Source organism: Vibrio sp. ES.051 (assembly GCF_002563795.1).
GTDB lineage: Bacteria > Pseudomonadota > Gammaproteobacteria > Enterobacterales > Vibrionaceae > Vibrio.
Window position 1 is genome coordinate 512,314 of record NZ_PDJL01000006.1, and the last position, 26,983, is coordinate 539,296.

The 26,983-nt window shown below is 48.0% G+C and carries 25 protein-coding genes; 11 read left to right on the forward strand and 14 right to left on the reverse strand.

Annotation, left to right across the window (positions count from 1 at the left end):
* Nucleotides 1-9: 9 nt before the first annotated feature.
* From ATG66_RS19515 to ATG66_RS19535, 4 genes are all read right to left on the reverse strand, one after another.
* On the reverse strand, nucleotides 10-1,650 hold the full coding sequence (locus ATG66_RS19515) for a diacylglycerol kinase family protein (protein ID WP_098416876.1): 1,641 nt from the start codon (nucleotides 1,648-1,650) through the stop codon (nucleotides 10-12).
* 146 nt (nucleotides 1,651-1,796) lie between these two features.
* Complete coding sequence (locus ATG66_RS19520; protein ID WP_098416878.1) at nucleotides 1,797-2,228, reverse strand: hemerythrin domain-containing protein; 432 nt, start codon at nucleotides 2,226-2,228, stop codon at nucleotides 1,797-1,799.
* Nucleotides 2,229-2,331: 103 nt separating this feature from the next.
* Nucleotides 2,332-2,529 (reverse strand): hypothetical protein, encoded by a 198-nt coding sequence (locus ATG66_RS19525; protein ID WP_048624594.1) that lies wholly within the window; start codon nucleotides 2,527-2,529, stop codon nucleotides 2,332-2,334.
* A gap of 229 nt (nucleotides 2,530-2,758) precedes the next feature.
* Nucleotides 2,759-3,310: a BON domain-containing protein gene (locus tag ATG66_RS19535; RefSeq protein ID WP_098416880.1), complete on the reverse strand. Its 552-nt coding sequence runs from the start codon at nucleotides 3,308-3,310 to the stop codon at nucleotides 2,759-2,761.
* 432 nt (nucleotides 3,311-3,742) lie between these two features.
* Between ATG66_RS19535 and ATG66_RS19540 the strand changes: the two genes are divergently transcribed.
* The gene (locus ATG66_RS19540) at nucleotides 3,743-5,086 is read left to right on the forward strand and encodes a sigma-54 interaction domain-containing protein (protein WP_098416882.1); all 1,344 of its coding nucleotides are present in this window, start codon (nucleotides 3,743-3,745) and stop codon (nucleotides 5,084-5,086) included.
* 83 nt (nucleotides 5,087-5,169) lie between these two features.
* On the opposite strand, the gene ATG66_RS19545 is transcribed toward ATG66_RS19540, so the two are convergent.
* From ATG66_RS19545 to ftnA, 3 genes are all read right to left on the reverse strand, one after another.
* Nucleotides 5,170-6,363 carry an NAD(P)/FAD-dependent oxidoreductase gene (locus tag ATG66_RS19545; protein ID WP_098416884.1) on the reverse strand — a complete coding sequence of 398 codons (1,194 nt, stop codon included), beginning with the start codon at nucleotides 6,361-6,363 and terminating at the stop codon, nucleotides 5,170-5,172.
* Nucleotides 6,364-6,548: 185 nt separating this feature from the next.
* Nucleotides 6,549-6,872 (reverse strand): universal stress protein UspB, encoded by a 324-nt coding sequence (gene uspB, locus ATG66_RS19550; protein ID WP_098416886.1) that lies wholly within the window; start codon nucleotides 6,870-6,872, stop codon nucleotides 6,549-6,551.
* A 90-nt stretch (nucleotides 6,873-6,962) separates the two neighbouring features.
* Entirely contained in the window at nucleotides 6,963-7,490 is a 528-nt protein-coding gene (ftnA, locus tag ATG66_RS19555; protein ID WP_098416888.1) for a non-heme ferritin, read from the reverse strand.
* Between the two features lie 155 nt (nucleotides 7,491-7,645).
* Here ftnA and uspA point away from each other — a divergent pair, with 155 nt between their 5' ends.
* Both uspA and ATG66_RS19565 read left to right on the forward strand, forming a co-directional pair.
* Nucleotides 7,646-8,071: a universal stress protein UspA gene (gene uspA, locus ATG66_RS19560; RefSeq protein ID WP_098416889.1), complete on the forward strand. Its 426-nt coding sequence runs from the start codon at nucleotides 7,646-7,648 to the stop codon at nucleotides 8,069-8,071.
* A gap of 64 nt (nucleotides 8,072-8,135) precedes the next feature.
* Nucleotides 8,136-9,014 carry a carboxylate/amino acid/amine transporter gene (locus ATG66_RS19565; protein ID WP_098416891.1) on the forward strand — a complete coding sequence of 293 codons (879 nt, stop codon included), beginning with the start codon at nucleotides 8,136-8,138 and terminating at the stop codon, nucleotides 9,012-9,014.
* Nucleotides 9,015-9,088: 74 nt separating this feature from the next.
* Here the strand turns inward: ATG66_RS19565 and ATG66_RS19570 are convergent, their stop codons facing one another.
* Together ATG66_RS19570 and ATG66_RS19575 are read right to left on the reverse strand one after the other, a co-directional pair.
* Nucleotides 9,089-9,661, reverse strand: coding sequence for a hypothetical protein (locus ATG66_RS19570; protein WP_098416893.1), 573 nt, complete (start codon nucleotides 9,659-9,661; stop codon nucleotides 9,089-9,091).
* 187 nt (nucleotides 9,662-9,848) lie between these two features.
* Nucleotides 9,849-10,628, reverse strand: coding sequence for a class I SAM-dependent methyltransferase (locus tag ATG66_RS19575; protein WP_098416894.1), 780 nt, complete (start codon nucleotides 10,626-10,628; stop codon nucleotides 9,849-9,851).
* A 134-nt stretch (nucleotides 10,629-10,762) separates the two neighbouring features.
* Between ATG66_RS19575 and asnC the strand changes: the two genes are divergently transcribed.
* The gene (gene asnC, locus ATG66_RS19580; RefSeq protein ID WP_098416896.1) at nucleotides 10,763-11,227 is read left to right on the forward strand and encodes a transcriptional regulator AsnC; all 465 of its coding nucleotides are present in this window, start codon (nucleotides 10,763-10,765) and stop codon (nucleotides 11,225-11,227) included.
* Between the two features lie 63 nt (nucleotides 11,228-11,290).
* Here the strand turns inward: asnC and prlC are convergent, their stop codons facing one another.
* A complete protein-coding gene (gene prlC / locus ATG66_RS19585) occupies nucleotides 11,291-13,333 on the reverse strand; it encodes an oligopeptidase A (protein ID WP_098416898.1) in 2,043 nt (680 codons plus the stop codon).
* 384 nt (nucleotides 13,334-13,717) lie between these two features.
* Here prlC and ATG66_RS19590 point away from each other — a divergent pair, with 384 nt between their 5' ends.
* Both ATG66_RS19590 and gorA read left to right on the forward strand, forming a co-directional pair.
* The gene (locus tag ATG66_RS19590; protein ID WP_098417131.1) at nucleotides 13,718-14,557 is read left to right on the forward strand and encodes a 23S rRNA (adenine(2030)-N(6))-methyltransferase RlmJ; all 840 of its coding nucleotides are present in this window, start codon (nucleotides 13,718-13,720) and stop codon (nucleotides 14,555-14,557) included.
* A gap of 257 nt (nucleotides 14,558-14,814) precedes the next feature.
* Nucleotides 14,815-16,170: a glutathione-disulfide reductase gene (gene gorA / locus ATG66_RS19595; protein WP_098416899.1), complete on the forward strand. Its 1,356-nt coding sequence runs from the start codon at nucleotides 14,815-14,817 to the stop codon at nucleotides 16,168-16,170.
* A gap of 80 nt (nucleotides 16,171-16,250) precedes the next feature.
* On the opposite strand, the gene ATG66_RS19600 is transcribed toward gorA, so the two are convergent.
* Entirely contained in the window at nucleotides 16,251-17,156 is a 906-nt protein-coding gene (locus ATG66_RS19600; protein WP_179885741.1) for a LysR family transcriptional regulator, read from the reverse strand.
* Between the two features lie 121 nt (nucleotides 17,157-17,277).
* Between ATG66_RS19600 and xapA the strand changes: the two genes are divergently transcribed.
* Nucleotides 17,278-18,102, forward strand: a complete 825-nt coding sequence (gene xapA / locus ATG66_RS19605) for a xanthosine phosphorylase (protein WP_179885742.1) — start codon at nucleotides 17,278-17,280, stop codon at nucleotides 18,100-18,102.
* A 125-nt stretch (nucleotides 18,103-18,227) separates the two neighbouring features.
* On the opposite strand, the gene ATG66_RS19610 is transcribed toward xapA, so the two are convergent.
* Nucleotides 18,228-18,839: a bifunctional 4-hydroxy-2-oxoglutarate aldolase/2-dehydro-3-deoxy-phosphogluconate aldolase gene (locus tag ATG66_RS19610; RefSeq protein WP_098416903.1), complete on the reverse strand. Its 612-nt coding sequence runs from the start codon at nucleotides 18,837-18,839 to the stop codon at nucleotides 18,228-18,230.
* A 9-nt stretch (nucleotides 18,840-18,848) separates the two neighbouring features.
* Nucleotides 18,849-20,225: a GntP family permease gene (locus ATG66_RS19615; RefSeq protein WP_098416905.1), complete on the reverse strand. Its 1,377-nt coding sequence runs from the start codon at nucleotides 20,223-20,225 to the stop codon at nucleotides 18,849-18,851.
* Nucleotides 20,226-20,379: 154 nt separating this feature from the next.
* Here ATG66_RS19615 and ATG66_RS19620 point away from each other — a divergent pair, with 154 nt between their 5' ends.
* Together ATG66_RS19620 and edd are read left to right on the forward strand one after the other, a co-directional pair.
* The gene (locus ATG66_RS19620) at nucleotides 20,380-20,907 is read left to right on the forward strand and encodes a gluconokinase (protein WP_098416907.1); all 528 of its coding nucleotides are present in this window, start codon (nucleotides 20,380-20,382) and stop codon (nucleotides 20,905-20,907) included.
* Nucleotides 20,904-22,700 (forward strand): phosphogluconate dehydratase, encoded by a 1,797-nt coding sequence (edd, locus tag ATG66_RS19625; protein WP_098416909.1) that lies wholly within the window; start codon nucleotides 20,904-20,906, stop codon nucleotides 22,698-22,700. The genes ATG66_RS19620 and edd overlap by 4 nt, the downstream gene beginning before the upstream one ends.
* A gap of 215 nt (nucleotides 22,701-22,915) precedes the next feature.
* Here edd and ATG66_RS19630 read toward each other — a convergent pair whose 3' ends face one another.
* On the reverse strand, nucleotides 22,916-23,923 hold the full coding sequence (locus tag ATG66_RS19630; RefSeq protein WP_179885743.1) for a LacI family DNA-binding transcriptional regulator: 1,008 nt from the start codon (nucleotides 23,921-23,923) through the stop codon (nucleotides 22,916-22,918).
* A 220-nt stretch (nucleotides 23,924-24,143) separates the two neighbouring features.
* Between ATG66_RS19630 and ATG66_RS19635 the strand changes: the two genes are divergently transcribed.
* Nucleotides 24,144-25,496 carry a serine/threonine-protein kinase gene (locus ATG66_RS19635; protein ID WP_098416912.1) on the forward strand — a complete coding sequence of 451 codons (1,353 nt, stop codon included), beginning with the start codon at nucleotides 24,144-24,146 and terminating at the stop codon, nucleotides 25,494-25,496.
* Nucleotides 25,497-25,512: 16 nt separating this feature from the next.
* On the forward strand, nucleotides 25,513-26,982 hold the full coding sequence (locus ATG66_RS19640; RefSeq protein WP_098416914.1) for a chromosome partitioning protein ParA: 1,470 nt from the start codon (nucleotides 25,513-25,515) through the stop codon (nucleotides 26,980-26,982).
* Nucleotide 26,983: the final 1 nt, after the last annotated feature.

Consider the following 26,983-nt stretch of genomic DNA (forward strand, 5'->3'; position numbering starts at 1 on the left):
GTTAGCGGATCAACTCGGTACAAAAACATTCAATGATTGCGGACGAATACGGATAGTCAATTGCTTATCTGAGTAGAGCTCACCATCAATCACATACTCGATCGGTTTATCGGCACAAATGGTCATGTGTTGAGCAGTGGTGTATTTGAAGCGTGTCGACTTTTCCTGCGCTCCAACGCTGGTTAATGTCAATTCCGAAAGCGCCACCAAGCGTCCGCCTAAAGATTCGGTATTATCTAAGTAAGTGATATGTAACTTGCCATCGTCTGGTTGAGGAGCCCCACCACCTTGTGCCAAAAGCGTACTAAACGGCGCGATATTCGCTACAACGAAGCTATGAATTGCTAAAGTTTGCTCGGCGCGGTGGTTTGGATCAGAAGATGGCGTATTATCCATCACCACTTTTAAGGTTTGCGTGTCTTTCGCCACAACGGCATTGAAAAAACCGGTTAAATAGGCCAGTTGGCCAAGGGTGTTTTTTTCTTCTCGCTGAGCGTGCTTAATCATTTTCTGCTCGAAGCCGATGCCTAACACTAACAAGATAAGTCGCTGATTACATTCCGCCGTATCGATGCGCTGGCAGCGGCCCGACAGTAATGCCTCACACGCTTTTTCTACTGGTGACAACTTTGCCCCCACGCCATACAGCACATGACACAACGCATTGGCCGTCCCCAGCGGGACAATACCGAGTTTGATGTCTGTATCCACCAACTGGCTCGCCACTTCGGTCACTGTGCCATCGCCACCCGCTACAATGATCTGCTTAGCCCCCCTTTGTTTTGCCTGCTGCGTGAGTTGCTCTGCGCTGAGGCTTTCACTGGTTTGATGGATACTCAAGCGGTATTTTTTGGTTAGCTCACGAATCAGATGTTGTTCGTTTTCCTCCCATTTACCACCGCCAGCAACAGGGTTGACCACCATCCAGGTGGATTGAGCTAGCCCAAGCACGCCTTTTTCACTGATCGCTCGTAAGGTTTTGATCTGCAATTTGTTCAATCTCGCGGTACTGCGCACGTCATTAATTTTTTTCATCACAGATTCAACCGTCAGAGAAGGATCTTTGCTCAGTAGATACGCCGCAACAACAAACACCGATCGACCACGCCCTAACGCGCAATGCACAACCACAGAACGCGAGCACGAGGTTTGGGTATCAATCCAATTAATCGCATGGCGCAGGCGCTCCAGCGTTGGGGCTTTGTGGTCGAGTACCGGAATCGAAAGGTAATGAAATTGCTTGTCGGTCATCGCACTTTCAAGCCCAGCAAATTCTGCGGTGACATCGACAATACAAGAGATGTCATTGGATTCGAGAAAGTCTAAATCGCTCTGAAATAAGCGGCGGGATAGGTATAAATTATCGCTGACCTTTTGGATGGGAGGCACGATGTCGCGCCGTCTTTCCCAGGCGTTATACGCTCTAGCCCCCAATAAAAAGGGGATAAATGCCCAGCGGATCCATCTGACAATCTTGCCATCTTGGTTTTTTCTAAAAATGGAGGGGATGTCGAAAACGTAGGCTACGCTGACTAATGTTAAAGAAAGAGATACCCACAATAACAGCAGGCTAATTATGATTTGGGGAATATAAATAGCGGCCAATAAACTGATCAGAGCGCCAAGAATATAATATTTGATGATAAACATTCGCTCTCCTTGCCTGCAGCGAGTACGCTTTTTTAGTGGGAAGTTTTAATACGCTGGTTGTTAGTTTAGGCAAATTAACTTAGGCGAAACGCCTTCATTGAGCCCCTTTCCGTGCCAAAATGGCACGAAAAGGACAAAAACGCATGCTAACTGGATGTTTCTTCAACATAGCCATCCGCTAGTTTCATTTTCTGCTTATCGGTCATCACCTTCCCAGCAAGCTGGAAGAAACGCTGCTCTTCTTCTTCAAGGTGATGCAATACTTTGTGACGCAAGGTTTTCATTAGGTTGAGCCATGCTGGCGAGCTCATGTCGGTTGCATCAAGCTGCGTAATCACTTTATCAATCTCGTGGTGCTCTGCGATGCCATGACGAGTTAGATCGATGGTTTTATCGCTCTCGATTAAAGGAGCGTAGAAAAAACGCTCTTCTGCGGCGGCATGCTGTTCGAGCTCATCCTTAAGATTGTGGTAAAACTCTTCGCGTGCAGGGGAATCTCCAGACGTTTCCATCAGAGCATCGAGTAAAAGGCGTTGCTTTTCATGACTCTCTTTTAGTACATCAAATATGTTTTTCATCTTTGACTCCTCATCTGATTGTAAACACTTGGGATAAAAGGAAGGGCGGTGATTGACCGCCCTTCTCTGACATTGCTGTGAACAAAAAGCTGACCTGACTCGACTAACAATCTTGGTCTTCTGCGTTCAAGTTCTCTTTAATATTTTCACACTCATCTTCAATCGCATTTTGAGTTTCTTCGGCGGCTTCATCGATCTTCTTGCCTGCTTGTTCCATTGGCCCTTCTTCACTACAAGCAGCCAGTGCGAACACCAAACCAAATACTGCGGCGATACGGTAAATTAATGACGTAAGTCGCATGAAATCTCCTATCTATTTACGTTTTTTCTTCCTAGCAGAACCATCACTATTGAGATAATTAATGACAATAGGAATAGGTAAAACACCACTTGCACGATGGAGGCGCGGCCTCGGCACTACTCGTAAATCCAAGTAGTGCCGAAACCAGTGCCAAAGCCAGAAAAATAAACATCCAACGAACCATAGTGTTACCTCCTAGTAAAAGTGGGTTAGGTCACTCGGCTCGTTATTATTTAACCACTTCTAGCTTATCAATCACCTTATTTACATCATTGGTATTATTTGCAATTGAAAGTGCAAGATCATGCTCCGCATCTGAATTAACCTTACCTGCCAACGTTACCGTTTTACGTTCCGTCGTGACATCAATGTCCGTACCACTTACATTGGTATCCATCAGTAGGCGCGTTTTAACTATAGTCGTGATTTTAGAGTCGGTCAGTGTGGCTAATGCCTCTGAATCGGTTTCTTTCTTACCTTCATTCATCACTAACAATTCGTTATTTACTTTTTTCACACCATCAAGACCTGTTACAAGCTCTTCAGCAAGCGATTTTTCAAGGTCATTGTTTACCGAACCAGAAAGGGTAACCACCTGATTTTCAACATCAGTGTTGATATCAAAAGAGTTAAGGTTACTGTTTAGCAGCAGCGTCGTTTCAGCCTTACCATCTAGCCAAGCGTCCATGGATTCTTTTTCCCATTTATCACTCGCTAAGACTGCTGTAGATGAAGTAGCTAGCACTGACGTAAGTACAATTTTAGCTGCGATGTTTTTCATGGTAATTCTCCTTTATTGACGTTGCATTTAAATAGGGGCAAAGCATATGCCAAGTTTATAAGTTTTTATTTTTAAAGGACTAATTTAAGTATGAAATAAAATTATGCTAAAAAGGAAACATAAGCATGAATTATTTACACAACAAACATGTAATTTTTAATCAGTGGCAGAGGAAGAATATATACCGCCAGAATCAGAAGAACTAAGGAGTAACGAAACTATTTAACGATAAAATAGGAATGATAAAGATATTATTTCAGCTAGGCACATAAACCTCACCTAATAAATCATATCAACATGAGGCGCTGATATTTTAGGTCAATCAGGTGGTGAAACCCCATGAGTCGTTAAACCAATACTGACAATACTTGCCTTGTATACCCAGAATAATCCACGTACATTTATTGTTGTCATCGTGAAGAGGACATTTCTATGTCACTGCCAAGCCTATTTCTACGAATACAAGACCCGATACTTAAAGATGCGATTGCCTCTTGCCAGGAACTGAACAAATTCCGTCTGCATGATACTGATGCCGCAGACAATTGGATTGAAGACTTTCTCCAGCTTAAACCTGAAGTTGCGATTGTAGAAGTGGCTCACTTTACTCACGCCGATTACCAACACCTTTCCAATATCGAAGATATCTACGATATGGATTTGATCATCATTAGCTCTGGTACTCCAAACGAAAACTTGGACAAGCTCATGAACTTAGGGGCAGTTTTTCATTACAGAAAGCCCGTCGACATCGCGATACTGTCTGACACCCTCAGCGAAGTCAGTCAGTACTATCAGCATAAACAGGTTCAAGGGCGTAAAGTCTCCACCAGCGATTTAGACCAATTTGGTTTGTTAGTGGGTTCCTCACCTCCGATGCACCAGCTCTACCGCATGATCCGACGCGTCGCCAAAACAGCCGCCAACGTTCTGATTGTCGGTGAAAGTGGCTCAGGTAAAGAATTGGTGGCACAGACCATCCACTTAGCAAGTGATCTCAAACAGCAACCCTTTATTGCAATTAACTGTGGCGCGATTAGCCCCGAGTTGGTCGATAGTGAACTGTTCGGCCATGAAAAAGGGGCCTTTACTGGGGCGAATAAAGCCCACCAAGGTGTGTTTAAGCAAGCTGAAGGGGGCACACTCTTTTTAGACGAAATCACGGAAATGCCCCTCGAGCATCAAGTAAAGCTATTACGCGTACTGGAAACTGGCGAATACCGTCCGGTCGGCAGTAACGCCGCTCACATCGCCAATACTCGAATCATTGCAGCAACCAACCGTGACCCAACCGTCGCCATCGAAGAGCATTTCTTGCGTGAAGATCTGTTTTTCCGGTTATCGCACTTCCCATTAACAGTACCGCCATTACGAGACCGAGGTGGGGATATTATCGGCCTTGCCAAGCACTTTATTGCGCACCGCAATGCCAATGAAGCGCAAACCAAAACCATTTTGGACTCAGTGATTCAGAAAATCGCCGCGCATGATTGGCCTGGAAATGTACGTGAGTTGAAACACTCCATCGAGCGTGCATTTATTTTGGCCGATGACACCATCAGAGATGAGCATTTGATTTTCGATACTCCACCACTTGAAACGGGCACCAGCATCGAAGAGGTGATCCCGGCGGGAGTATCTCTGGAAGCCTTGGAAAAGGCCGCCATTCTCAACACGCTGGAAGAGAATCAAGGAAATAAAACAGAATCCGCTCAGGAGTTAGGTATCAGCGTCAAAACGCTCTACAACAAACTCGAAAAGTATCAAGACGAGTAGCTTTCAGCGGACAAAAAAAGAGCACTGAATCTAACTCAGTGCTCTTTTTTATCTTATCTTTTATGTGGGTGTGCCGCCTTTGCTCACACTCTCTGACCCGCAACAAAGCCGCTCGACCAGCACCACTGGAAGTTATACCCCCCTAACCAGCCTGTGACGTCCATGACTTCGCCGATGAAGTACAAGCCCTTGATGTTTTTGCACTCCATGGTTTTCGAGGATAAGTGGTCGGTATCCACACCACCGAGTGTCACTTCCGCTGTTCGGTAGCCTTCCGTCCCATTTGGGGCGATATCCCATTGCTCTAGGCGCTCCACTATCGCAGTCAGCTCTTTGTGGTTGAACTGCTTGAGCGGCTTATCAACCAGCTCTTTACGCTCTATCAGTACTTCGACTAAGCGCTTGGGTAGCACTTTAGCTAGCGTATTCTTGAGCGATTGATTCGGATGCTTGTCACGGCTGCGTTCTAATAACTCGGCAACATCATCGTTTGGCACTAGGTTAATCGTCACCTTTTGTCCCGCTCGCCAGAATGAAGAAATCTGTAAAACGGCTGGGCCAGATAACCCACGATGTGTGAACAACAGGGCTTCTTTGAACATGGTGCCATCTTCTGCGGTGATTTGCGCTGGCACTGCAATACCGGATAACTCGGCAAAATCTTCTTTGTCTTCTTTATGCAGCGTAAATGGCACTAAGCCTGCGGTGGTAGGAATGACTCGGAGACCAAACTGCTCAGCGACTTTGTAACCAAATGGCGTCGCCCCCAATTTAGGCATCGACAAGCCACCAGTGGCAATCACCAAAGACTCACACTCGACCAATTCGGTATCTGCGTACAATTGAAAACCATTGTCGGCTTTCTTAATCGAGTGAACATCACACTGGTAACGCTGCTGAATATTAGGCATATCGCACTCAGCCAACAACATCTTGACGATGTCTTTCGCGCTCGACGTGCCCACACAGAACAGCTGCCCATGATCGCGCTCTTCAAACTCGATACCATGCTTACACACCATCGCGATAAAATCCCAATTGGTATACTGAGACAGCGCCGATTTAACGAAATGTGGGTTTTGACATAGGTATTGATGAGCTGACACATCGTAGTTAGTGAAATTACAGCGGCCCCCTCCCGAGATAAGGATTTTACGCCCTGGCTTTTTAGCATGATCGAGCACCAATACATTGCGGCCTCGTTTGCCCGCTTCGGCAGCACACATCAAACCCGCGGCGCCTGCGCCAATAACAACAACATCAAATTTCTTACTCATCGGGTAGCTCTTAGACTGATTGGTATCGCATCGAAATAAAAAAAGGATGTGCGTGTTGCACATCCTTGCTTTCTAGGAACGACATTCTACCGACAAATATCCAAAGGGAAAAGCGCTTAAACTCTAAGCGCTGGTTGTCCCTAATCATCTCAGAGGCTTACCTCAGCAAGTAATGACGAGACCCGCTATAGAATGAAGGCCGCAAGTAAGGTCACACCGAGTAAAGCCGTCGAGAGGACAAATAACTCACGCACCCGCTCGCACTTCCCAGTAAAGACCTCATCGTGGTGATGGTGGTACTCTTTACTCTTGATATAGTGGAACAAACGTACCTGTTTGGTGACATTACCATGGGTGGTAAAAAAACCATTGCCGTCCACTTGTTGATACAGCAGTGGATGCGCTTCACGCATGATGTAAATTAAAGAACGAAGAGTGGTGAGATACCGGACCATATTGACCCCAGTGACTACCATTAGCGTAAATAAGATTGTGTCTACACTGATCATCTTTTCCTCCCTACATCTTCAACAATGCCCAAGAGAAAAAGACGAGCAACTTCGTCCTTTAACCGCTACTTAGTGCGTCCAACGACGCGTTTATGCAGCTGGGGCACCCATGATTGAAGATGAACCTTCTTTCGCCATTTGTGCTAGATCTTTGTCGATGAAGAACAACGCTTTACCGTCTTCACCTACCAATTCGATCTTATCTAAAATCCCTTTAAACAACTTCTCTTCTTCGTGCTGTTCAGACACGTACCACTGTAGGAAGTTAAACGTTGAGTAGTCTTGGCTAGTAAATGCAACATGCGCCAGTTTATTGATTTTTTCCGTTATCATTTGCTCATGCTCGAAGGTCTCGCGGAACACGTCACCTAAGCTAGCAAAGTCATGTTTTGGAGCATCAATAGTACCTAAAATCGGCATCGAGCCAGTTTCACTTACGTAGGTGAACAGGCGTTGCATGTGCTCCATCTCTTCTACGGCGTGCGCACGTAAAAATTCAGCTGCACCTTCAAAACCTTTGTCTTCACACCAAGCACTCATTTGTAAGTATAGATTGGATGAGAAAAATTCTAGATTAATTTGCTCATTCAATTGTTCAACCATAGTTTGAGACAGCATGTTAACTCCTATTTATGTGCATGCGTTTGATATCACTATAACATGATTACCGAGACAAGACTTTGTACCTACAGCACTGATATGAGATCATTTCAGCAAATTTTTTTGAAGGTTAGTGCTACTCTAAAACTATGACCTTACAAGGAGATAGCAATATGAGTTACAAACACATACTTGTGGCAGTCGACCTTTCAGACGACAGTAAAGTGTTGATTAAGAAAGCCGTATCACTGGCTAAACCTCTGGATGCGAAAGTCTCTTTTATTCACATCGATGTGAACTACGCCGAGCTCTACACTGGGCTTATCGATATTAATATGGCAGAAGCGCAGCACCAAGCCATGGAAGCTTCGCATACGCAATTGGCTAATTTTGCTGAATACGCACAATATCCCATTGCCCATACTTTAGTCGGCAGTGGCGATTTGAGTAATGAGCTGTGCGATACCATTCAAGACCACAGTATCGACTTAGTGGTTTGTGGTCATCACCAAGACTTCTGGAGCAAGATCCTGTCTTCAACTCGACAGCTGATTAACTGCTCACCGGTCGATATGCTGGTCGTACCGCTAAAAGACTGATTGGCGCAACGATAAAACTTGGTTAGACTGCGGATACATTTGTTGTTGATAAAGATTCTCATCTATGGCTTATCTATCTGCAGTTACCCTACTTTGGGCATTCTCATTTAGCTTGATCGGCGTTTATCTCGCCGGTCAGGTGGATTCTTGGTTCTCGGTATTCATGCGCGTCGCGTTGGCGAGCTTGATTTTCCTTCCTTTCTTAAAGTTCCGTGGCGTAAGCAAACCTCTGATCGCGAAGTTAATGACCGTTGGCGGTTTCCAACTCGGTTTGATGTACTGCTTCTATTACCAATCTTTCTTACTCCTTTCTGTACCAGAAGTCCTGCTGTTCACCGTGTTTACACCGATTTATGTCACACTGATTTACGATCTTCTTAAAGGTCGCTTTTCTCCGTGGTATTTAATTACGGCGGCGATTGCCGTGTTGGGCGCCGCATGGATTAAGTTTGCAGGTATTAATGAAAGCTTTCTGATGGGATTTTTGGTCGTACAAGGAGCGAATCTGTGTTTTGCCATCGGTCAGGTCGGCTACAAATACATCATGGAAAGTGAGCCCGTCGATTTACCGCAGCACACCGTGTTCGGTTACTTCTACTTGGGGGCGCTTTGTGTCGCCACCGTGGCTTTCGCGTTGATGGGCAATCTCGACAAATTGCCAACAACAGCGACCCAGTGGGGGATTCTGACGTACCTTGGTTTAATCGCCTCTGGCTTTGGTTATTTCGCTTGGAACAAAGGCGCCACACTGGTGAACGCGGGCGCATTAGCCGTCATGAACAATGCATTGGTTCCGGCAGGCTTGGTGGTAAACATTGTGATTTGGAACCGTGATGTTGACATCATGCGTTTAGCCGTTGGTGGGGCGATCATCATGTTATCACTGTGGATGAATGAAACCTGGGTGAAAAAACGGGTTGAGATGAGCTACGCCAAGAAGTAACGCTACCGCTTCCAACACACATACCGACAATAAAAAAACGTTCTCCATCATTTGGAGAGCGTTTTTTGATTAGATTAATGTACTTTCACTTGCGAACTTGCGCTCATCAACGCCTTGGGCGACGTTGGCAACAACACTTCTAGCTTTGCATTGCGCGCTTCAAGCTTGCGCTGATGCTTAAGTAACTTTTGTTGTTTTTTCGCTACTTTTAACAACTTCTTCTGCTGTTTGTAATGCTTTTTGAGGGCTTTCTTGGCCTTCTTCAGTGCTTTCTTATCCGCTAAATCAAACACCCGTGGCGCGTCTGCTTTCACAGCCGCCAATACTTTTTCAGCTTGCTTTTTCTCTTTCACTCTTTCCACCACACACTTCACCATCGCCGCTTTTTCTGCGCTTTGTGTTGGCATTGCTGAAAGTACTGGAGCTGGTAAGGCTTTGGTCACCAAACCCCTCGCTGGTTGCTCGGTAAGTGACTTATCTTGGCATTTTGATAAGGGAATGGCGGCTGGTTTGCACAATGTGTCTTTGGAAGCAGAAGCGCGCGCACAAGAGCGACAAACAAATTTAGGCGCTATCACCAAACGATGAATTTCGTCGAGATCAGCCACAATCTGTTTGCGACTCATTTTACATAAGTGTTTCGCCATACCCGCCTCCCAATGATCGACCGCATCACAATAATTGTAATAATAATGATTCTTACTTAGATATACAATCAGTCTGCCCAATTGGCAAGAGAAAACTGCGATTAAATATGACCAAGAGTAAACACACTCACCGCGCCGAATTGGGCGCGGTGCAAAGAAGCATTATGGCGTCAGGAAGTTACGAGGTTTACGCCATCGAGGCCTTCACATAAACATCAAAACGATTTTTTTTGGTCTCTATCGCCATGGTGGGTTTTTGCTCATTGAGCCAACCCGCGTAGTCTGGACGTTTGACCACCACACGCTTGGTCGCCAATATCATGGCGGGCTCAAGTAAACCATCGGCATCCAAGTCCGCCCCCACCAACGATTGGAACACGCGCATCTCTTTTTTCACCAACGCCGATTTCTTTTTGTTTTCTGGGTGTGGGTACATCGGGTCGAGATACACGACATCTGGCTGAACAAAGTCGCTATCTTGCGCGAGCTGCTCTAACGCATCGTGACTGGACGCGTGGATCAAAGACAGCCTCTCCGTTACCCAAGCGCCGATGTCAGGGTCTTGCTTTGCGCGTGCTAATCCATCATCGAGCAACGCCGCCACCACGGGGTGACGCTCCACCATCTGTACTTTACACCCGAGCGAGGCTAACACAAACGCATCCCGCCCCAGACCCGCGGTGCCATCAAGGACCGTCGGCGTTGCCCCTTTATTCAATCCCGCCGCCTTGGCAATCGCTTGCCCTTTGCCACCACCGAATTTACGGCGGTGCCCCACCGCGCCACCAATCAAATCGACAAAAATCGCGCCCAACTTGGGTTCATCGACTTTACGTAGCTCTACACGCTCCGTAGTCAGCACCAACGCAAAATTGCTCTCGTCAGTATGAGAAAGCTGCCAGCGCGCCGCCAGTTCATCAAGATGAGATTGTTGAGAAAGGTCTTCACAAATCAATTGCAGTTGCAAAAGGAGGCTCCAATAAAATCGTCGTTATTGGCGCTGAGTTTAACTTACTACCGCTTTTCTTGCAGTAACTGTACGAGCGGCTCGGAATCAGTATAGAATGAAACTTAGACCCAATCCCCCACGGAACGAACTGCATGAATGCGAACCTGCCGAAACTCGACGACCTTGACCGCGCAATCTTAAAAACACTGATGGCTGACGCGAGAACGCCTTACGCTGAAATGGCAAAGCAGTTCGATGTTAGCCCCGCGACCATTCATGTGCGTATTGAGAAGATGAAATCGGCTGACATCATCGAGGGGACGGAAGTGATCATCAATACCAAAAAACTCGGTTACGATGTGTGCTGCTTTATTGGTATCAACCTCAACGCAGCGCGTGATTACCATTCTGCGCTAGAAAAACTCAATGCGCTCGACGAAGTCGTTGAGGCTTACTACACCACGGGCGCGTATAACATCTTCGTCAAATTGATGTGTAAATCGATTGAAGAGCTGCAGTTTGTGTTGATCGACAAGCTGCAAGCCATTAATGAGGTACAGTCGACAGAGACCTTGATATCGTTGCAAAACCCAATCAATCGCAACGTGAATCCATAAATTTTTATCCAACAAAAAACAAGGCCAACCGCATGGTTGACCTTGATGATGTCGAACTCGAGCTTAGACTGCGATACCGGAATGGCGCAATAGTGCGTCGATTTGTGGCTCACGACCACGGAAGCGCTTAAACAGCTCCATTGGCTCTTCGCTGCCCCCCATTTCTAGGATGTTATTCAGGAAGCTTTGACCGGTTTCTTTGTTGAAAATGCCTTCTTCTTCGAAGCGTGAATACGCATCCGAAGACAAGACTTCAGCCCACAAGTAGCTGTAGTAACCTGCGCTGTAACCACCGGCAAAGATATGACTAAAACCATGAGAAAAACGCGCCCACTCAACGGCTGGAACCACCGCGACTTTCTTTTTCACTTCTGCCAACGTTTCTAGCACGCGCGCGCCCACGTCTGGGTCGTACTCGGTATGCAGGGTGAAATCAAACAGACCGAATTCCAACTGACGTAAGATGCCCATTGCCGATTGGAAGTTCTTCGCCGCGAGCATCTTATCTAGCATCGCTTTTGGCAGTGGTTCGCCCGTCTCATAATGGCCAGAAATAAACGCCAGCGCGTCTTCTTCCCAACACCAGTTCTCTAGGAACTGACTGGGTAGTTCCACCGCGTCCCATGGCACCCCATTGATGCCGGATACCGCGCCCGTATCCACTTGGGTCAGCATGTGGTGAATACCGTGGCCAAATTCGTGGAACAAGGTGACCACTTCGTCGTGGGTAAACAGCGCTGGCTTGTCGCCTATCGGTCGGTTGAAATTACAAGTCAGGTACGCCACTGGCGTTTGTAGCTCGCCAGACAGCGTGACACGACGACCACGGCAGTCATCCATCCATGCGCCGCCACGTTTGTGTTCGCGAGCATAGAGATCGAGGTAGAAGCTGCCACGCAGTTTGCCTTCTGCATCGAAGATATCGAAAAAGCGCACCGATTCATGCCAGGTATCCACGCCTTCGCGCTCGGTAACGGTCATACCAAACACGCGGTTTAGGACTTCAAACAGACCGCTGACAACTTTTGATTCTGGGAAGTACGGGCGCAGTTCTTCATCCGAGATTTGGAACAAGTGCTGCTTTTGTTTCTCGCTGTAGTAAGCGATATCCCACACATTCAATTCTTCCACGCCAAACTCACTTTTCGCAAACTGACGCAACGCTTCCACTTCACGTTCCCCTTGCGGTTTGGCGCGAGTCGCAAGATCGTTCAAGAAGCCCAACACCTGATCCGGCGTTTCCGCCATTTTGGTTACTAGTGACTTCTCGCTGTAGGTATTGAAACCCAACATGCGGGAAATTTCATGACGCAGCCTCAGTTGCTCGGTAATGATTTCTGAGTTGTCCCACTGACCCGCATTTGGGCCACGATCAGAGGCGCGCGTCACGTACGCTTCGTACACTTCTTTCCGCAACTCTTGGTTATCACAGTAGACCATGACGGGTAGGTAAGACGGGATATCGAGCGTGATGAGGTAGCCATCCAGCTCTTTGGCTTCTGCCGCCGCTTTGGCTGCAGCCAGTGCCGACTCTGGCATACCCGCGAGATCTTTTTCATCGGTAATGTGCTTGGTCCATCCCATGGTGGCATCTAGCACGTTATTAGAGAATGTTGAGCTTAACTCAGACATGCGTTTGCTGATTTCGCCATAGCGGTGCTGCTCGTCCGCGGGCAGGCCGATCCCTGACAACTCAAAATCACGCAGAGCATCGGTAATGGTTTTCTGTTGCTCGCGAGTCAGCGTCGCGAATGCATTGCTGGCCTTGATCGCTTTATAAGCTTCATACAAGCCTTTGTGCTGACCAACCCAAGTGCCGTATTCCGACAAGATTGGTAGGCAACTTTCGTACGCATCACGCAGCGCTTCGCTGTTGACGACCGAATTCATGTGGCTGACTGGTGACCAAATGCGGCTTAAGCGGTCATCCGCTTCTTCAATTGGCGCAATCACACTATCCCAAGTTGGATTAGCATTATCTTTTAGAACCTCATCGATTTTCGCTCGGCAGTCAGCAATCGCTTGTTCAACGGCAGGCTTGATGTGTTCTGGTTTAATTTGCGAAAACGGCGGTAAATCCGTAAACGTCAGAAGTGGATTAGACATGAAGCATTCCTTTTGTGTTTTGGCGCTGTGATTGCCTATCTGCTAGGCCAACTCAATGCACAGGTAACCAACAACATGGATTGGGGAAATCCGTTCCCTTTCTCTATGCGGTGATGGCCATGTTGGCCAACCAGAATCACTCTGTCCTTGAGTCTTATTATACCTAAATGAGACTTCACACTCTTTGAGCACGAGAAACTCACCTAGTTCAATTCGATTACCACTAGTAAGTGTGGGTGACTGAAAGAAATTTCAATAGCGCTCTCCTATCAGGTGAACGGATTTGATTGGAAGTTCTACATCTTCAAGTTAGTTGAGTATAATACCGCCATAGAGTGAAAATCACAGACCACACTCAGCCAAAGAGTGTTTCGAGAGTTTAATTTGTTAAGTTACCGCCACAGCTTCCACGCTGGCAACCATGCTGACGTGGTCAAACACATCGTTCAAAGCCTCATTCTTGATGCGCTGAAACAAAAAGAGAAGCCGTTTGTTTATCACGATACCCACTCGGGTGTGGGTCGTTACGATCTGACTCACGAATGGTCTGAAAAAACGGGCGAATACAAACAAGGCATCGCGCGTATTTGGGATAACCCAAACATTCCTGAAGACATCAAAAGCTACATCGATGCCATCAAAGTACTCAACAACGGTGAGAAGCTTCGTTACTATCCGGGCTCTCCTCGGGTGGCACGCGCGCAAATCCGCCCACAAGATCGCATGGTGCTGACTGAGTTGCACCCAGCCGATCACCCACTACTAGAACAAGAGTTCCAGCGCGATCATCAGGTCAGCATTTTCAAAGAAGATGGCTTTCAGCGTCTTAAAGCGAGCCTACCGCCGCAAGAGCGTCGTGGTTTGGTACTGATTGACCCACCCTACGAGCTCGCCAGAGAATACCGCGATGTGGTGCAAGCGATTTACCAAAGCCATAAACGTTGGGCGACCGGTATTTACGCAATTTGGTACCCCGTGGTAAACCGCCACGACATCGAAGACATGATCGAAAGCTTGGAAGCACTAGGCATTCGTAAAATTCTGCAAATCGAGTTAGGTGTCGCACCCGATACCAACGAGCGCGGCATGACGGCATCTGGCATGATTGTGATTAACCCACCGTGGAAACTGGAAAGCCAGATGAAAGAGGTTCTGCCATTCCTGCAAGACGCGATCGCGCCAGCCACAGGCCACTGGAAAGTGGACTGGATTGTGCCAGAGTAAGCACTTCTCACCGATATCTCCCAGCGCAACGACGCTCTCGTTGCGCTTTTTATCCTCTCAAGTTCGCCGTCTCATCGCGCTTATTCTTCTTTTTGTGCCTCTCATCGCTATTTGTCATAAGCAATGTCACTTTTTCCCATTTAGGAATTCGTTACATTCGATTTATGATAATGGGATAACGGTGGCATTGAGTTCAGGCAAGGTCATCCCAATCTATCTATGTACCGGATAAAATTTATCAGCTCTTGGAGAAAGTAATGGCGACTCATTTTGACTATATCTGTATCGGTGGCGGCAGTGGCGGCATCGCATCGGCAAACCGTGCAGCGATGTACGGCGCGAAAGTTGCGCTAATCGAAGCTCAAGATCTTGGTGGCACCTGTGTAAACGTAGGTTGTGTACCGAAGAAAGTGATGTGGCATGGCGCGCAAATCGCAGAAGCGATGAACTTGTACGCAGAAGATTACGGTTTTGATGTCGACGTGAAAGGTTTCGACTGGGGCAAACTGGTTGAGAGCCGTCAGGCGTACATTGGTCGTATTCACCAATCTTACGATCGCGTGCTTGGCAACAACAAAGTCAACGTGATTAAAGGCTTTGCTAAGTTTGTTGACCAGAAAACCGTGGAAGTAAACGGTGAACATTACACCGCCGATCACATCCTGATCGCGGTGGGTGGTCGTCCTACTATTCCAAACATTCCAGGCGCTGAATATGGCATCGATTCAAACGGCTTCTTCGACCTAGCAGAGCAACCAAAACGCGTTGCGGTTGTGGGCGCAGGTTACATCGCGGTTGAAATTGCCGGCGTGCTGCACGCACTCGGTACAGAAACACATCTGTTCGTACGTAAAGAGTCACCACTACGTAGCTTCGACCCAATGATCATCGAGACCTTGGTTGAAGTGATGGACGCAGAAGGTCCAAAACTGCACACCCACTCTGTACCAAAAGAAGTGGTAAAAGAAGCCGATGGCAGCCTGACTCTGCACCTAGAAAACGGTGAGAGCCAAAACGTTGACCAACTGATTTGGGCAATCGGTCGTCACCCAGCGACGGACGCAATCAACCTAGCGTCAACTGGCGTGGCAACCAATGAAAAAGGCTACATCAAGGTAGACGAGTACCAAGAAACCAACGTGAAAGGCATCTACTGTGTGGGTGACATCATGGAAGGCGGTATCGAACTAACACCCGTCGCGGTAAAAGCGGGCCGTCAACTGTCTGAACGCCTGTTCAACGGTAAAACTAACGCGAAAATGGATTACGATTTGGTTCCAACCGTGGTCTTTAGCCACCCGCCAATCGGCACCATCGGTCTAACGACTCGAGAAGCAGAAGAGAAATACGGCCAAGACAACGTCAAAGTTTACACTTCTGGCTTTACCGCGATGTACACCGCCGTCACTAAGCACCGTCAACCCTGTAAGATGAAACTCGTGTGTGCGGGCGAAGACGAAAAAGTGGTTGGCCTGCACGGCATCGGTTTCACCGTGGATGAAATGATTCAAGGCTTCAGCGTAGCGATGAAGATGGGCGCAACCAAAGCCGACTTCGACTCGGTTGTGGCGATTCACCCAACAGGTAGCGAAGAGTTTGTCACCATGCGATAAATAATTGATTTTAAAGCATTTAGTTTAAAGTCGCTCAGGGTCACCTTCGGATGGCCCTTTTCTTTATTCGCGATATTTTTTTAATTAATATTCTCCAATAAGGTGCGAATAAACTCAGCTTTGATAGCACTCTTCTGCTTACCATCATGAATCAGACACAAGTCTGCACGCAGTGACTCTTTCAGTTTGATAAAACGAATCCCATGCCAATGATGTTGAGAAAACGTCGACGGCACCAAGGTGACGGTATTGCTGTTTGCTACATACGCCATCAAGGTGCTTGGCTCCACCACTTGTTTACCAATATGGGGTGAAAAGCCTGCTTGTAGGCAAGCATTGATGATGAAGTTTGCCGAGGCAGAGTTCGCTAAACTCATAAACGCAAACTCACTCGCCTTTAAATCCTGGAGCCGCAACAAATATTTGCTGGCTAACTCATGCTGCTCCGATACCGCCACCACAAATTCGTCCTTGCCCAGCGAGATCGATTGATATGGGGAAATATTAAGTGCATCGGCAAAGCGCACAATACCCACATCGATTTTCTTCTCACTCAAGTGCTTTTTCTGCGTTTCTGGATTGAGGTCGAAGATGTCCGCTTGGTAGTTGCCGTGCTGGCTATGAAAGCGCTGTAAGTGTCGATCAAATCCCCCCCAAAAAGCGCTGCTCACGACACCAACGCGCACAATGTTGCGTTGGTTAAGCCCTATTTGTTGTACTTGGTTGAGAGACACGTCGAGGGTTTGAAAAATCAGTTGGCACTTGGACTCCAACAACCGTCCGGCCTCCGTCAGCATGACGTTTCTTGAGTCTCGCTCAAGCAGTTTGACGTTAAGCACCGCTTCCAGCTCTTTGATGCGATTGCTCAACGGCGAATTGGTGATATTGAGGTTCTCAGCGGCCTTAGTGAAATGCTTGGTTTGTGCGACCTCGTAAAAGTAACGCAGCATCTTCAGCGTCACGCGCTCAAATGGTTCTGACTTCATGCATTGAATCCTAGCGAATTTAATCATCCTCTTTTTAAGCATGATAGTAGCGAATAAAGCAAAGATAACCAGCGCAGAAAGTCACACAATGGAATCAACACACAACCAGAAGGTGACCAACATGAATCATGATCCAGTAATCGGCGCGCTACAAACCATTCGCGAACGCAAACCTAACTTCCAACCTAAAGCGGCGTTTATTTTAGGCTCTGGCTTAGGCGTATTGGCCGACGAGCTACAAGACAAAGTGGTCATTCCATACGAAGAGCTCGAAGGCTTTCCGGTTAGCACCGTACAAGGCCACTCTGGTGAGTTGGTACTTGGCACCATGGGCGGCGTGGACGTCGTGTGCATGAAAGGTCGCGGCCACTACTACGAACACGGCTCAATGAAGGTAATGACGACACCGGTTCGCACCTTCAAAAAACTGGGTTGCGAGTTTTTGCTCGTCACCAATGCGGCAGGCTCGCTTCGCCCAGAACGCATTGATGTTGGCTCGCTGGTGGTCTTTCATGACCACATCAACACCATGCCCGAGTCGCCAATGATTGGCCCGAATGACGAAGAATACGGCCCGAGATTCTTCAGCCTCGCCAATGCGTACGACAAAGACCTGCGCGCAGAAGCGTTTGAAGTCGGCAAAACCAACGACATTCATCTGAATGAAGGCGTGTTTGTCTCTTACACCGGCCCCAACTTTGAGACCGCCGCTGAAATTCGCATGATGCAAATCATCGGTGGTGATGTGGTGGGCATGTCGGTTGTGCCAGAGGTGATTTCTGCGGCGCATTGCGGCTTACCCGTATTGGCGGTGTGCGCGATCACCAACATGGCAGAAGGCTTGGGAGATGTGGAACTGTCTCACGCCCAAACATTGAAGTGCGCCAAGTTGGCCGAGGCGGATTTCATTCGCTTTATTAAGCGCTTTATGCAGCATCACTTCTAAAGCCGATTCAAACCAAAAAGCAAAAGGGTCATCAAGTAACTTGATGACCCTTTTTCGTATCACGCTTTACAACGTTCGGGGTTGTGGAGCGGTTGTTGCTAAGGGGCGAAATGAGTGGGCGGAAATTACTTAACCGCGCGCACCAATTCGGCAATGCCTGCCCAATCGCCGTTGTCCATCATTGCCGTTGGCACCATCCACGTACCGCCACACGCCACAACCGATTTCAGCGCGAGGTAATCTTCGACGTTGGATGGGCTGACGCCACCTGTTGGCATGAATTCCACTGGGTAAACCGCGGTGAGTGCTTTTAACATGTTTACGCCGCCCGACGGCTCTGCTGGGAAGAACTTCAGTGTACGCAGACCCATTTCCATCGCTTGCTCAACCAAACTTGGGTTGTTTACACCCGGTACGATAGTCACGCCACGTTGTTGACAGTATTTCACTGTAGTTGGGTTAAAGCCTGGGCTAACAATAAAGTCCACCCCCGCTTCGATTGCAGTGTCGACTTGCTCTGTGGTCAGCACCGTCCCCGCGCCGATCAGTAACTCTGGGTACGCTTCACGCATGAGGCGAATCGACTCCGCCGCCGCTTCGGTGCGAAACGTCACTTCCGCACAGGGTAAACCGTTTTCGACCAACACTTTTGCCAGTGGCAAAGCGTGTGCTACGTCGTTAATTGCGATAACTGGGACGATTTTGATGTCTCTTAATCGTTGTTCAAGTGTTGTCATGAGGAACCTCTAAAGAATATAGCTTAATAGTGCGACGATAATAAATGCGATGCTGCCAAGCAACGTTTCCATTACCGTCCAAGTTTTTAATGTGGTTTTCTCATCCATCTCAAGCAGGCGAGATACCAACCAGAAACCAGAGTCATTGAAGTGAGACAGTACCGTTGCACCACCCGCAATTGCGATCACGATAAAACACAGATCAAGCTCGCTCAAACCGGTTGATGCCGCAACCACAGGTGCGATAAGAGCCGCGGTGGTGGTCAGGGCGACGGTTGCAGAGCCTTGAGCCACACGCAGACAGGTTGAAATAACAAACGCCGCCACAATCACTGGCATCCCTGTGTCCGTCAGCACGCCCGCAAGTGCGTCACCGATACCACTTGCACGCAATACACCACCAAACATGCCACCCGCCCCCGTGACCAGAATAACGCCACAGATCGGAGCCAATGATTCACCACACAATTTTTCTAGTTTTGCCATGCCGTAATCTTTAGCGAAAACACCCAAACAGACGAGCAAGGTAATCAGTAGCGCCACTGGAGTTTTACCTAGCATACGTAGGAACTCAACCAGTGCCGTGTTGCCATCAATCACACCCGCCACCGCCAGTGTGTTCAATACTGTATCCAAACAGATTAGCAGGACAGGCAACACCAGGATGGTCATGACCGTGGTAAATTTTGGCGCGTTGCGCTCATCCACCATCGCTTCGCCATTAAAGAAGGCTTTAGATAATGGGATATCAAATTTTTTGCCGGCGTATAAGCCGAATAAGTATGCGCCAAGGTACCACGTTGGAATCGCGACCAAGATACCCACCACCAACAATAGACCGATGTTGGCGCCAAGGAACTCCGCCGCCGCAACCGGACCCGGATGTGGAGGGACAAACGCGTGCATAACCGCAAAAGCACCAGCTGCAGGCAACGCGTATTTAATTGGTGAGCCACCAAAACGAGCCGCTACACTGAGAATGATTGGCATCATCACCACAAGGCCAGCATCGAAGAAAATCGGGAAGCCAAACAGTAATGAAGCCACGCCCAATGCTAATGGCGCACGCTCTTTACCGAATCGACCAATCAAAGTGTCTGCCAGCACTTTTGCCCCACCAGTCACTTCGAGGATTTTTCCGATCATCGCACCAAGACCAACCAGCAAAGCAACGGAAGCTAATGTGCCGCCAAAGCCGCCCATCATCGTCGGTACAACTTGTTCAGAAGAGACGCCCGTTGCGATTGCCGTACCTAAACTCACCATAGTGAGCGCAGCAAAGGCGTGGACTTTTAATTTAATGATAAGTACGAGTAACGCTGCAATGGCAAGGCCTGCAATCGTTAACAAGAACGTAGGATCTGGGGTTAGGGTTAAGGACTCCATGAGTTCACCTTGTAAGAGTTATTGTTTGTGTGATGGTTCACATTTATCTAAGTTACCGGTAACATGTTACCGATAACATGAATAAGATAAACTCATATTTCAAAATGAATTCAAAAATTGAGATCACGCGCAAGTTTAGTTATGAGGATAAATTATGGCTGGTAGTAGTGTCATCGTTATGGGCGTTTGTGCTAGTGGTAAAAGCACAATTGGTGAGCAATTGGCGAAAAAATTGGGGCGTAAATTCATTGATGGTGATGATCTTCATCCACGAGCAAACATTCAGAAAATGGCATCGGGCCAGCCTCTGAACGATGACGATCGCAAGCCATGGTTAGAACGCATTCGTGATGCGGCATATAGCCTAGAAAATAAAAATGAACACGGCATTATCGTCTGTTCTGCACTAAAAAAGACTTACCGCGATCAGATCCGTGAAGGCAACCACAACGTGACCTTCCTCTTCCTCGACGGTGATATCGATTTGATCCTAGATCGCATGCGGATGCGTAAAGGCCACTTTATGAAAGAGAACATGGTGAAAAGCCAATTCGACACGCTTGAGCGCCCAGATAATGAGCCTCAAACGCTCGTCGTCAGCATCGACGGCGACATCAGTGATGTGGTGGAACGCTCTGTTGTCGAACTATTAAAACAACAACCGGTTGAGGTGGCATCATGATTCATCCCGTCGTACACAAAGTCACACAAAAATTGATTGAACGCAGTCACGAAGCTCGAGCTGAGTTTCTCGCGCGTACGGAAGTCCAAGCGAATGCTGGCAAAGGCCGCGTCGGTTTATCTTGTGGTAACTTAGCGCACGCCGTTGCCGCTTCATGCTCTTCAGAGAAAAAAAGCATTCTCGATTTTACGCACTCAAATGTGGCGCTGATCAGCGCCTATAACGATATGTTGAGTGCTCACCAGCCGTATCAAGATTACCCAATACAAATCAAACATGCGCTCGCAGAATACGGCCACACTGCACAGGTGGCCGGTTGCGTACCAGCGATGTGCGATGGGGTGACTCAAGGTCAAGCCGGCATGGATATGTCGCTGTTCTCACGCGACTTAATCGCGCAATCAACGGCGTTATCTTTGAGCCACAATGTCTTTGATGCCACCTTACTGCTTGGCATCTGCGACAAAATCGCACCAGGGCAACTGATGGGCGCGCTGTCTTACGCACATCTTCCGACCGCGTTTGTACCAGCAGGCTTAATGGCCACGGGCATTAGCAACGAAGAAAAAGTCGACGTTCGCCAAAAATACGCAGCCGGAGAGGTGGGGAAAGACGCTTTGCTTGATATGGAGTGCAGCGCCTACCACTCGTCGGGGACCTGCACGTTTTACGGCACCGCCAACACCAACCAACTGGTGTTTGAAACCATGGGCTTGATGTTGCCAGGTTCCGCGTTTATCCATCCACACACCAAGCTACGCAAAGCCCTAACCAACCACGCGGCTCTGAAAATCGCCTCAATGACGGCCGGTACCAGTAACTTCCGGCCTCTGTCTCAAGTGGTGACAGAAAAAAGCTTGGTCAACGGCATCATCGCTCTACTCGCTTCTGGCGGCAGCACCAACCACACCATTCACATGATTGCGGTGGCGCGTGCCGCTGGCATCTTGCTCACGTGGCAAGACATCAGCGATCTGTCGGACGTGGTTCCTTTGTTGGCTCGCGTTTACCCAAACGGTCCCGCTGACATGAACGCGTTCCAAGACGCGGGTGGCGTACCTGCGTTATTACACCGCTTGAACCAATCCGAGCTTTTACATCGCGATGTAAAGCCAGTATTTGGTGAGTTTGAAGACCAAATGACGCTACCAAGTCTTGTCGATGGCCAACTGATTTGGACGCCGTGCCAAGGCAGCCAAGACGGGGAAGTAATTGCCAAACCAGAAGCCACTTTCCAAAACACGGGCGGCACTCGGGTGCTGACTGGCAACTTGGGTAAAGCGGTTGTGAAAGTGTCAGCGGTGAAAGAAGAGCAACGCGTGATCGTCGCACCAGCAATCGTGTTCCAATGCCAACACGAAGTGGAAGCGGCGTACAAACGTGGCGAGTTGAATAAAGACTGCATCGTCGTGGTCACACACAATGGTCCCGCCGCGAATGGCATGCCTGAGCTGCATAAACTGATGCCCATTTTAGGCAACGTGCAAAAAGCCGGATTTAAAATTGCACTGGTGACCGACGGTCGCTTGTCGGGTGCGTCAGGTAAGATCCCATCGGCCATTCATCTCTCACCAGAAGCCATTCGTGGCGGTGCGATTGGTTTGGTACGCAATGGCGATTTGATTCGTCTCGATTGCCAAACGGGAGAGTTAAACAACTTAAGCGACACCACAGGTCGCGAACCGACTCATTTCGACACCGAATCCACTCAACAAACATGGGGACGAGGTTTGTTCAGCGCGATCCGCCAAAACGTCTCAAGCGCCGAAGAAGGCGCAAGCTTTATTGTTTAAGGTAAGCACCACTTCACCGTCCTAACCACGAGCCTAGGTACAGTCAGTCAGGGTTGCGTCGCAAAGTGTGGTGATATTAGCAGCGGCACTTGTTCTCACTACACTTTTTATTCATCGAGGGTGAAAGCGCTTCAAGCGGTTTCACCCTCCCCGCCATCTTCCCCATAAGGAGGATTAACCTGCCGATATGCGAAACACGCAGTACTCACCATACGTTAAACGCTCTCACCCGCGGTGATTCGATACCCCATATCGACCACTTTGTCTTCCAGAGGCTCCCCTTTTAAACGTGCAATCAAAAGCTCCGCGCTTTTTTGCCCAATTTGGAAACGCGGTGTATCGACGCTCGTTAACTTGGGGCTAATCGTTTGCCCGATATCTAGTGCATTATAACCAATAACCGCCAACTGCTGAGGCACTTGAATACGACGCTGTTGGGCGCTGAGCATAGTACCAATCGCAATATCATCGTTGGTACAGAACACCCCATCAAGTGCGGGGTACAGCGCTAGCGCGCGCCCAAGTAAGTCATGTGCTAAAGAGAAGCTTGAATGGTCGCCGGTTAAGACGTGTTTTGGCTCAAGGCCTGCTTCGAGCATCGCACGATCGTAACCTTGCTTACGCAATTTGGTTCGTGTGTCCAACCGCGCCCCAAAATAAACGATGCGACGTTTACCCGATAACAACATACGTTTTACCGCCGTGTAGGAGGCATCTTCGTGATCTAAGCCAACCGCCATATCGATCGGCTGTGGTGGCAATTCCATGGTTTCGACCACGGGTATACCGGCGCTTTTAATCATTTGTAACGTACGCGCGGTATGGTGGCTCTCCGTCAAGATGAGCCCATCAACCTGATAAGAAAGTAATGCGGCGATTTTGCGTTCTTCTTCTAACTCATCGTAGCTAAAGTGCGCCAACAGCGTCTCATAGCCATTGACCTTGGTCACCATCTCGATGCCCTGAACAAAAGAAGCAAAAATTTGATTGGATAACGAGGGAAGTAAAATACCAATGGCTTTGCTGGACGATTTTGACAACATCGCCGGCGCACGATTTTCGATGTACCCCATCTCCTCAATCGCGGCCGCGATTTTGGTTCGAGTCTTTTCTGCAACCGAGTCAGGATTACGCATATAACGCGAAACCGTCATCTTGGTTACGCCAACTTGGGCTGCGACATCCTGTAATGTCGTGCGTGTTTTTTTATTCTGTTGAGCCATAAATGTGTGACTTATTATTAATGTTACTAGTAACATTATGACCAATAGACTCTCCGCCGACAAGCAAAGTGAAAATAATATATAAAATCAACAGGTTGATGTGTGTTTTTTCGCCAAATCAGGTTGCTCACAGTGTGATTTAAGGCCCAATAAATAAATGACATTTATGTCAAGTTTCTTATAAAATGACGCACCTAATAAGAATAAGACATTACGCACAGTGCAGTTAGGCTCAAAAGAAACCCAGATTTACTACCACCTGCTTGATCTGGACGACGCGCAACAGCAGCAATACCTCCAAGCCTTGCAACAAAGCCAACCAGAGCTCCATCAACAACTCGTTCTCCTTTTAGCAGAGGCAACAACTGATGAACAACTGACGCAATTGTTCTGTTTTGGCGCTCACCAGGCAACGAATCGGGAAGTCGATCTGAGTGGCCAAGTGATTAGTAAATATCGTCTAGACCATGAATTGGGCCGCGGTGGTATGGGGGTTGTTTACGCCGCACAGCGTGCCGATAAGACCTTCGAGCAAGACTTAGCGATCAAATTCATTCAAAGTCACTTGAGTCATGTGCTGGGGCAACGTGCCTTATTCGACGAAGCTCAACTGCTTGCACGCTTGAACCACCCTTACATCGCTAAAGTGTTTGACGGCGGTCTTCATCAAGATTCGGTTTACATCGTGATGGAGCGGATATTCGGCCAAACCTTGGATAATTACTTGTTGGACACCGAGCGACAAAAGGGTCAAAAGCTGCGGCTGTTTAAGCAGATTTGTCAGGCGGTGGAGCACGCTCACCAGCATGGCGTTTTGCATGCCGATCTTAAACCAGACAATATTCTGATCGACCATAGTCACCAACCCAAACTGCTCGACTTTAACTTAACTCAAAAAGTGTCCCCCAACCAAGGTGACTTACCCTCGGTATTGGTGGCATTCAGCCAGAACTTTGCCAGTCCGGAACAACAAGCCGGACAATTTCTGACAGAACACAGCGACGTTTACTCTTTGGGCAAAATTCTCGCGTTAATGTTTCCATCACCAGCGGTTTGGTCTGATATTTATTGGGTGATAAGACGAGCGACGCGTCCTGCCATCCCGCAGCGATATCAGAATGTCAGCGCATTGAGAATGGACATCGAGAGAATCATCGAACGTCGCCCCATCGAGCAGAAAAAACACTGGCCTTTCTATAGCGCGCTTCGCTTAGTGCAGCGCAGGCCACTCGCATCTATATTGTCAACCACCATTGTACTCTCAGGGGTACTATTTGGCAGTGCAATGATGCAAAAGAATAGTCAACTGCAACACGAGAAGAAAATAGCACAAGATATGATGTTCGAGCTCACTCGTCTTATCTTTCATGCTAAAGGGCAAAACCTCGAGCAAATGTCAGTTAGTGCCATGATGGAGCTAACAAGACGGCGGATTCTCTCTAATCCAGACATCCCAAAACAGATAAAACAAAAAATGTTATTGGCAATGATGACACCAGTGCCAGAGAAGCACCTAACCACAGCCAAAAAGTGTCATTCTAATTGCGCGTCTAAGGACAGCACCGATCAGTAAGGCTTAAAAAAACAAGATGTATACACGTTCATTATTACTATGGTTGTCCACATATACGGCAGCCGCCGCTTTAACCGCGGCCCCTTCTGTTGCAACCCAACTCCAAGATACAACGCTCAAGCAAGGCTACTTTATCGATGCACCAGTCACTGGGCTTTATTACAAAACCAGTTCCGAGATCACCGGCGTGACAAAGCAAGGCGCATTCCAGTATCAGCCGGGGGATGTGGTCAGCTTCTTTCTCGGTAACGACGATACGGGTTACTTACTGGCCACGGTATCGAGCCAAGAAGTGCTCACCCCCACGATGGCCACAACGAAACCAAGTCGCAGCATCAATATGACCCGCTTACTGCTGTCGCTTGACAGCACGCCAGAAAACCGCAAAGAGATCGTGCTGGCAAATAAAGTGCTGTCAGATCCTCACTTTCAACGTCAGTTAAAAAGCCTTGACCTGAATTACTTAGACGACGCAGCAAATCTGCTTAATCTCGACTGGGTTTCTACCAAAGACGCCATCGCGCACCTCAATGAGAGCCAAGCCTACATTGAAAAAAACTTCGCGTCCGATGACATCATCTTTCAACCTCGCGGCGTCACATTCAAAAATATTGTCATCAAGAAAAAAGACTGGCAGGGCCGTGCGTGTGCGTACGATCTTCGCTACCAACATCATCCCAAATATCGTCCCCCCTTTACCGAGATGACGTATACCATCACGCAAGATTCGCTCATTCAACACCCAAGTGCAGGCGACCATTTTCAGGGCTGTTTTCTGTCATTGAATCATCAAGTAACCGAAGACATCATTGAACCACTCCACCATTTTTCTGATTGGTATAACCTGGTCGGGTGCTCGCTAACAGGCTGCACGAGAAACGATTTAAATGGCTTCTCCGTTGAAGATTTTGATGATGAAGGTGACTGGAAATACCGCTCTGCCGCTCTTAACTTCGACCCTAGTACTGAACTGTTAATGGAGAAAGTTCAAGGTTTAGGCCACCACAAACACATTCAACACAGCAACCGCACCGAAATGTTGTGGTTTACCTATCCACAATCACAGGACCATAGCATTGACTACCGTGGTATCTGGCAGCAAACCCAGTATCGCGGCCAAACGATGACTCAATCATGCCTGCTGATACGCCACCAGCAAGTACTGCGCTTACCGAAGTCCGCAGAAACCTGTCCAATCAATCCAAGTGTATATACCCAAGACGTCACCATGGAATATGCCGACATGTGGTGGGTTAACAATGCTAAACCACAAGCCGAACTTGCCCAAATGAATGTGATGGTACGTTGGTACCCTACTCCCGCTGAAATTAACTACACCACCTGGGAGTACCTACCTGCTGGCAAAACTTGGGATCAAGGTATTTTATATCGCTATCAACAAGAGGTTCACCGTAACCATGACAGATCTGATCGCATCGAAACCCACACCATTTCCGAATTTGTCAAAGTGAGCGAGGATGTATAAC

Excerpts from the sequence above, each read along its gene's own strand:
- uspB (WP_098416886.1), bottom strand. The coding sequence starts at position 6,872 with ATGATCAGTGTAGACACAATCTTATTTACGCTAATGGTAGTCACTGGG.
- ATG66_RS19515 (WP_098416876.1), bottom strand. The coding sequence starts at position 1,650 with ATGTTTATCATCAAATATTATATTCTTGGCGCTCTGATCAGTTTATTG.
- uspA (WP_098416889.1), top strand. The coding sequence starts at position 7,646 with ATGAGTTACAAACACATACTTGTGGCAGTCGACCTTTCAGACGACAGT.
- ATG66_RS19615 (WP_098416905.1), bottom strand. The coding sequence starts at position 20,225 with ATGGAGTCCTTAACCCTAACCCCAGATCCTACGTTCTTGTTAACGATT.
- ATG66_RS19565 (WP_098416891.1), top strand. The coding sequence starts at position 8,136 with ATGGCTTATCTATCTGCAGTTACCCTACTTTGGGCATTCTCATTTAGC.
- ATG66_RS19620 (WP_098416907.1), top strand. The coding sequence starts at position 20,380 with ATGGCTGGTAGTAGTGTCATCGTTATGGGCGTTTGTGCTAGTGGTAAA.
- prlC (WP_098416898.1), bottom strand. The coding sequence starts at position 13,333 with ATGTCTAATCCACTTCTGACGTTTACGGATTTACCGCCGTTTTCGCAA.
- ATG66_RS19630 (WP_179885743.1), bottom strand. The coding sequence starts at position 23,923 with ATGGCTCAACAGAATAAAAAAACACGCACGACATTACAGGATGTCGCA.
- ATG66_RS19640 (WP_098416914.1), top strand. The coding sequence starts at position 25,513 with ATGTATACACGTTCATTATTACTATGGTTGTCCACATATACGGCAGCC.
- ATG66_RS19525 (WP_048624594.1), bottom strand. The coding sequence starts at position 2,529 with ATGCGACTTACGTCATTAATTTACCGTATCGCCGCAGTATTTGGTTTG.
- edd (WP_098416909.1), top strand. The coding sequence starts at position 20,904 with ATGATTCATCCCGTCGTACACAAAGTCACACAAAAATTGATTGAACGC.
- ATG66_RS19535 (WP_098416880.1), bottom strand. The coding sequence starts at position 3,310 with ATGAAAAACATCGCAGCTAAAATTGTACTTACGTCAGTGCTAGCTACT.
- ATG66_RS19600 (WP_179885741.1), bottom strand. The coding sequence starts at position 17,156 with ATGAAGTCAGAACCATTTGAGCGCGTGACGCTGAAGATGCTGCGTTAC.
- ATG66_RS19520 (WP_098416878.1), bottom strand. The coding sequence starts at position 2,228 with ATGAAAAACATATTTGATGTACTAAAAGAGAGTCATGAAAAGCAACGC.
- xapA (WP_179885742.1), top strand. The coding sequence starts at position 17,278 with ATGAATCATGATCCAGTAATCGGCGCGCTACAAACCATTCGCGAACGC.
- ATG66_RS19570 (WP_098416893.1), bottom strand. The coding sequence starts at position 9,661 with ATGGCGAAACACTTATGTAAAATGAGTCGCAAACAGATTGTGGCTGAT.
- ATG66_RS19545 (WP_098416884.1), bottom strand. The coding sequence starts at position 6,363 with ATGAGTAAGAAATTTGATGTTGTTGTTATTGGCGCAGGCGCCGCGGGT.
- gorA (WP_098416899.1), top strand. The coding sequence starts at position 14,815 with ATGGCGACTCATTTTGACTATATCTGTATCGGTGGCGGCAGTGGCGGC.
- asnC (WP_098416896.1), top strand. The coding sequence starts at position 10,763 with ATGAATGCGAACCTGCCGAAACTCGACGACCTTGACCGCGCAATCTTA.
- ftnA (WP_098416888.1), bottom strand. The coding sequence starts at position 7,490 with ATGCTGTCTCAAACTATGGTTGAACAATTGAATGAGCAAATTAATCTA.
- ATG66_RS19540 (WP_098416882.1), top strand. The coding sequence starts at position 3,743 with ATGTCACTGCCAAGCCTATTTCTACGAATACAAGACCCGATACTTAAA.
- ATG66_RS19610 (WP_098416903.1), bottom strand. The coding sequence starts at position 18,839 with ATGACAACACTTGAACAACGATTAAGAGACATCAAAATCGTCCCAGTT.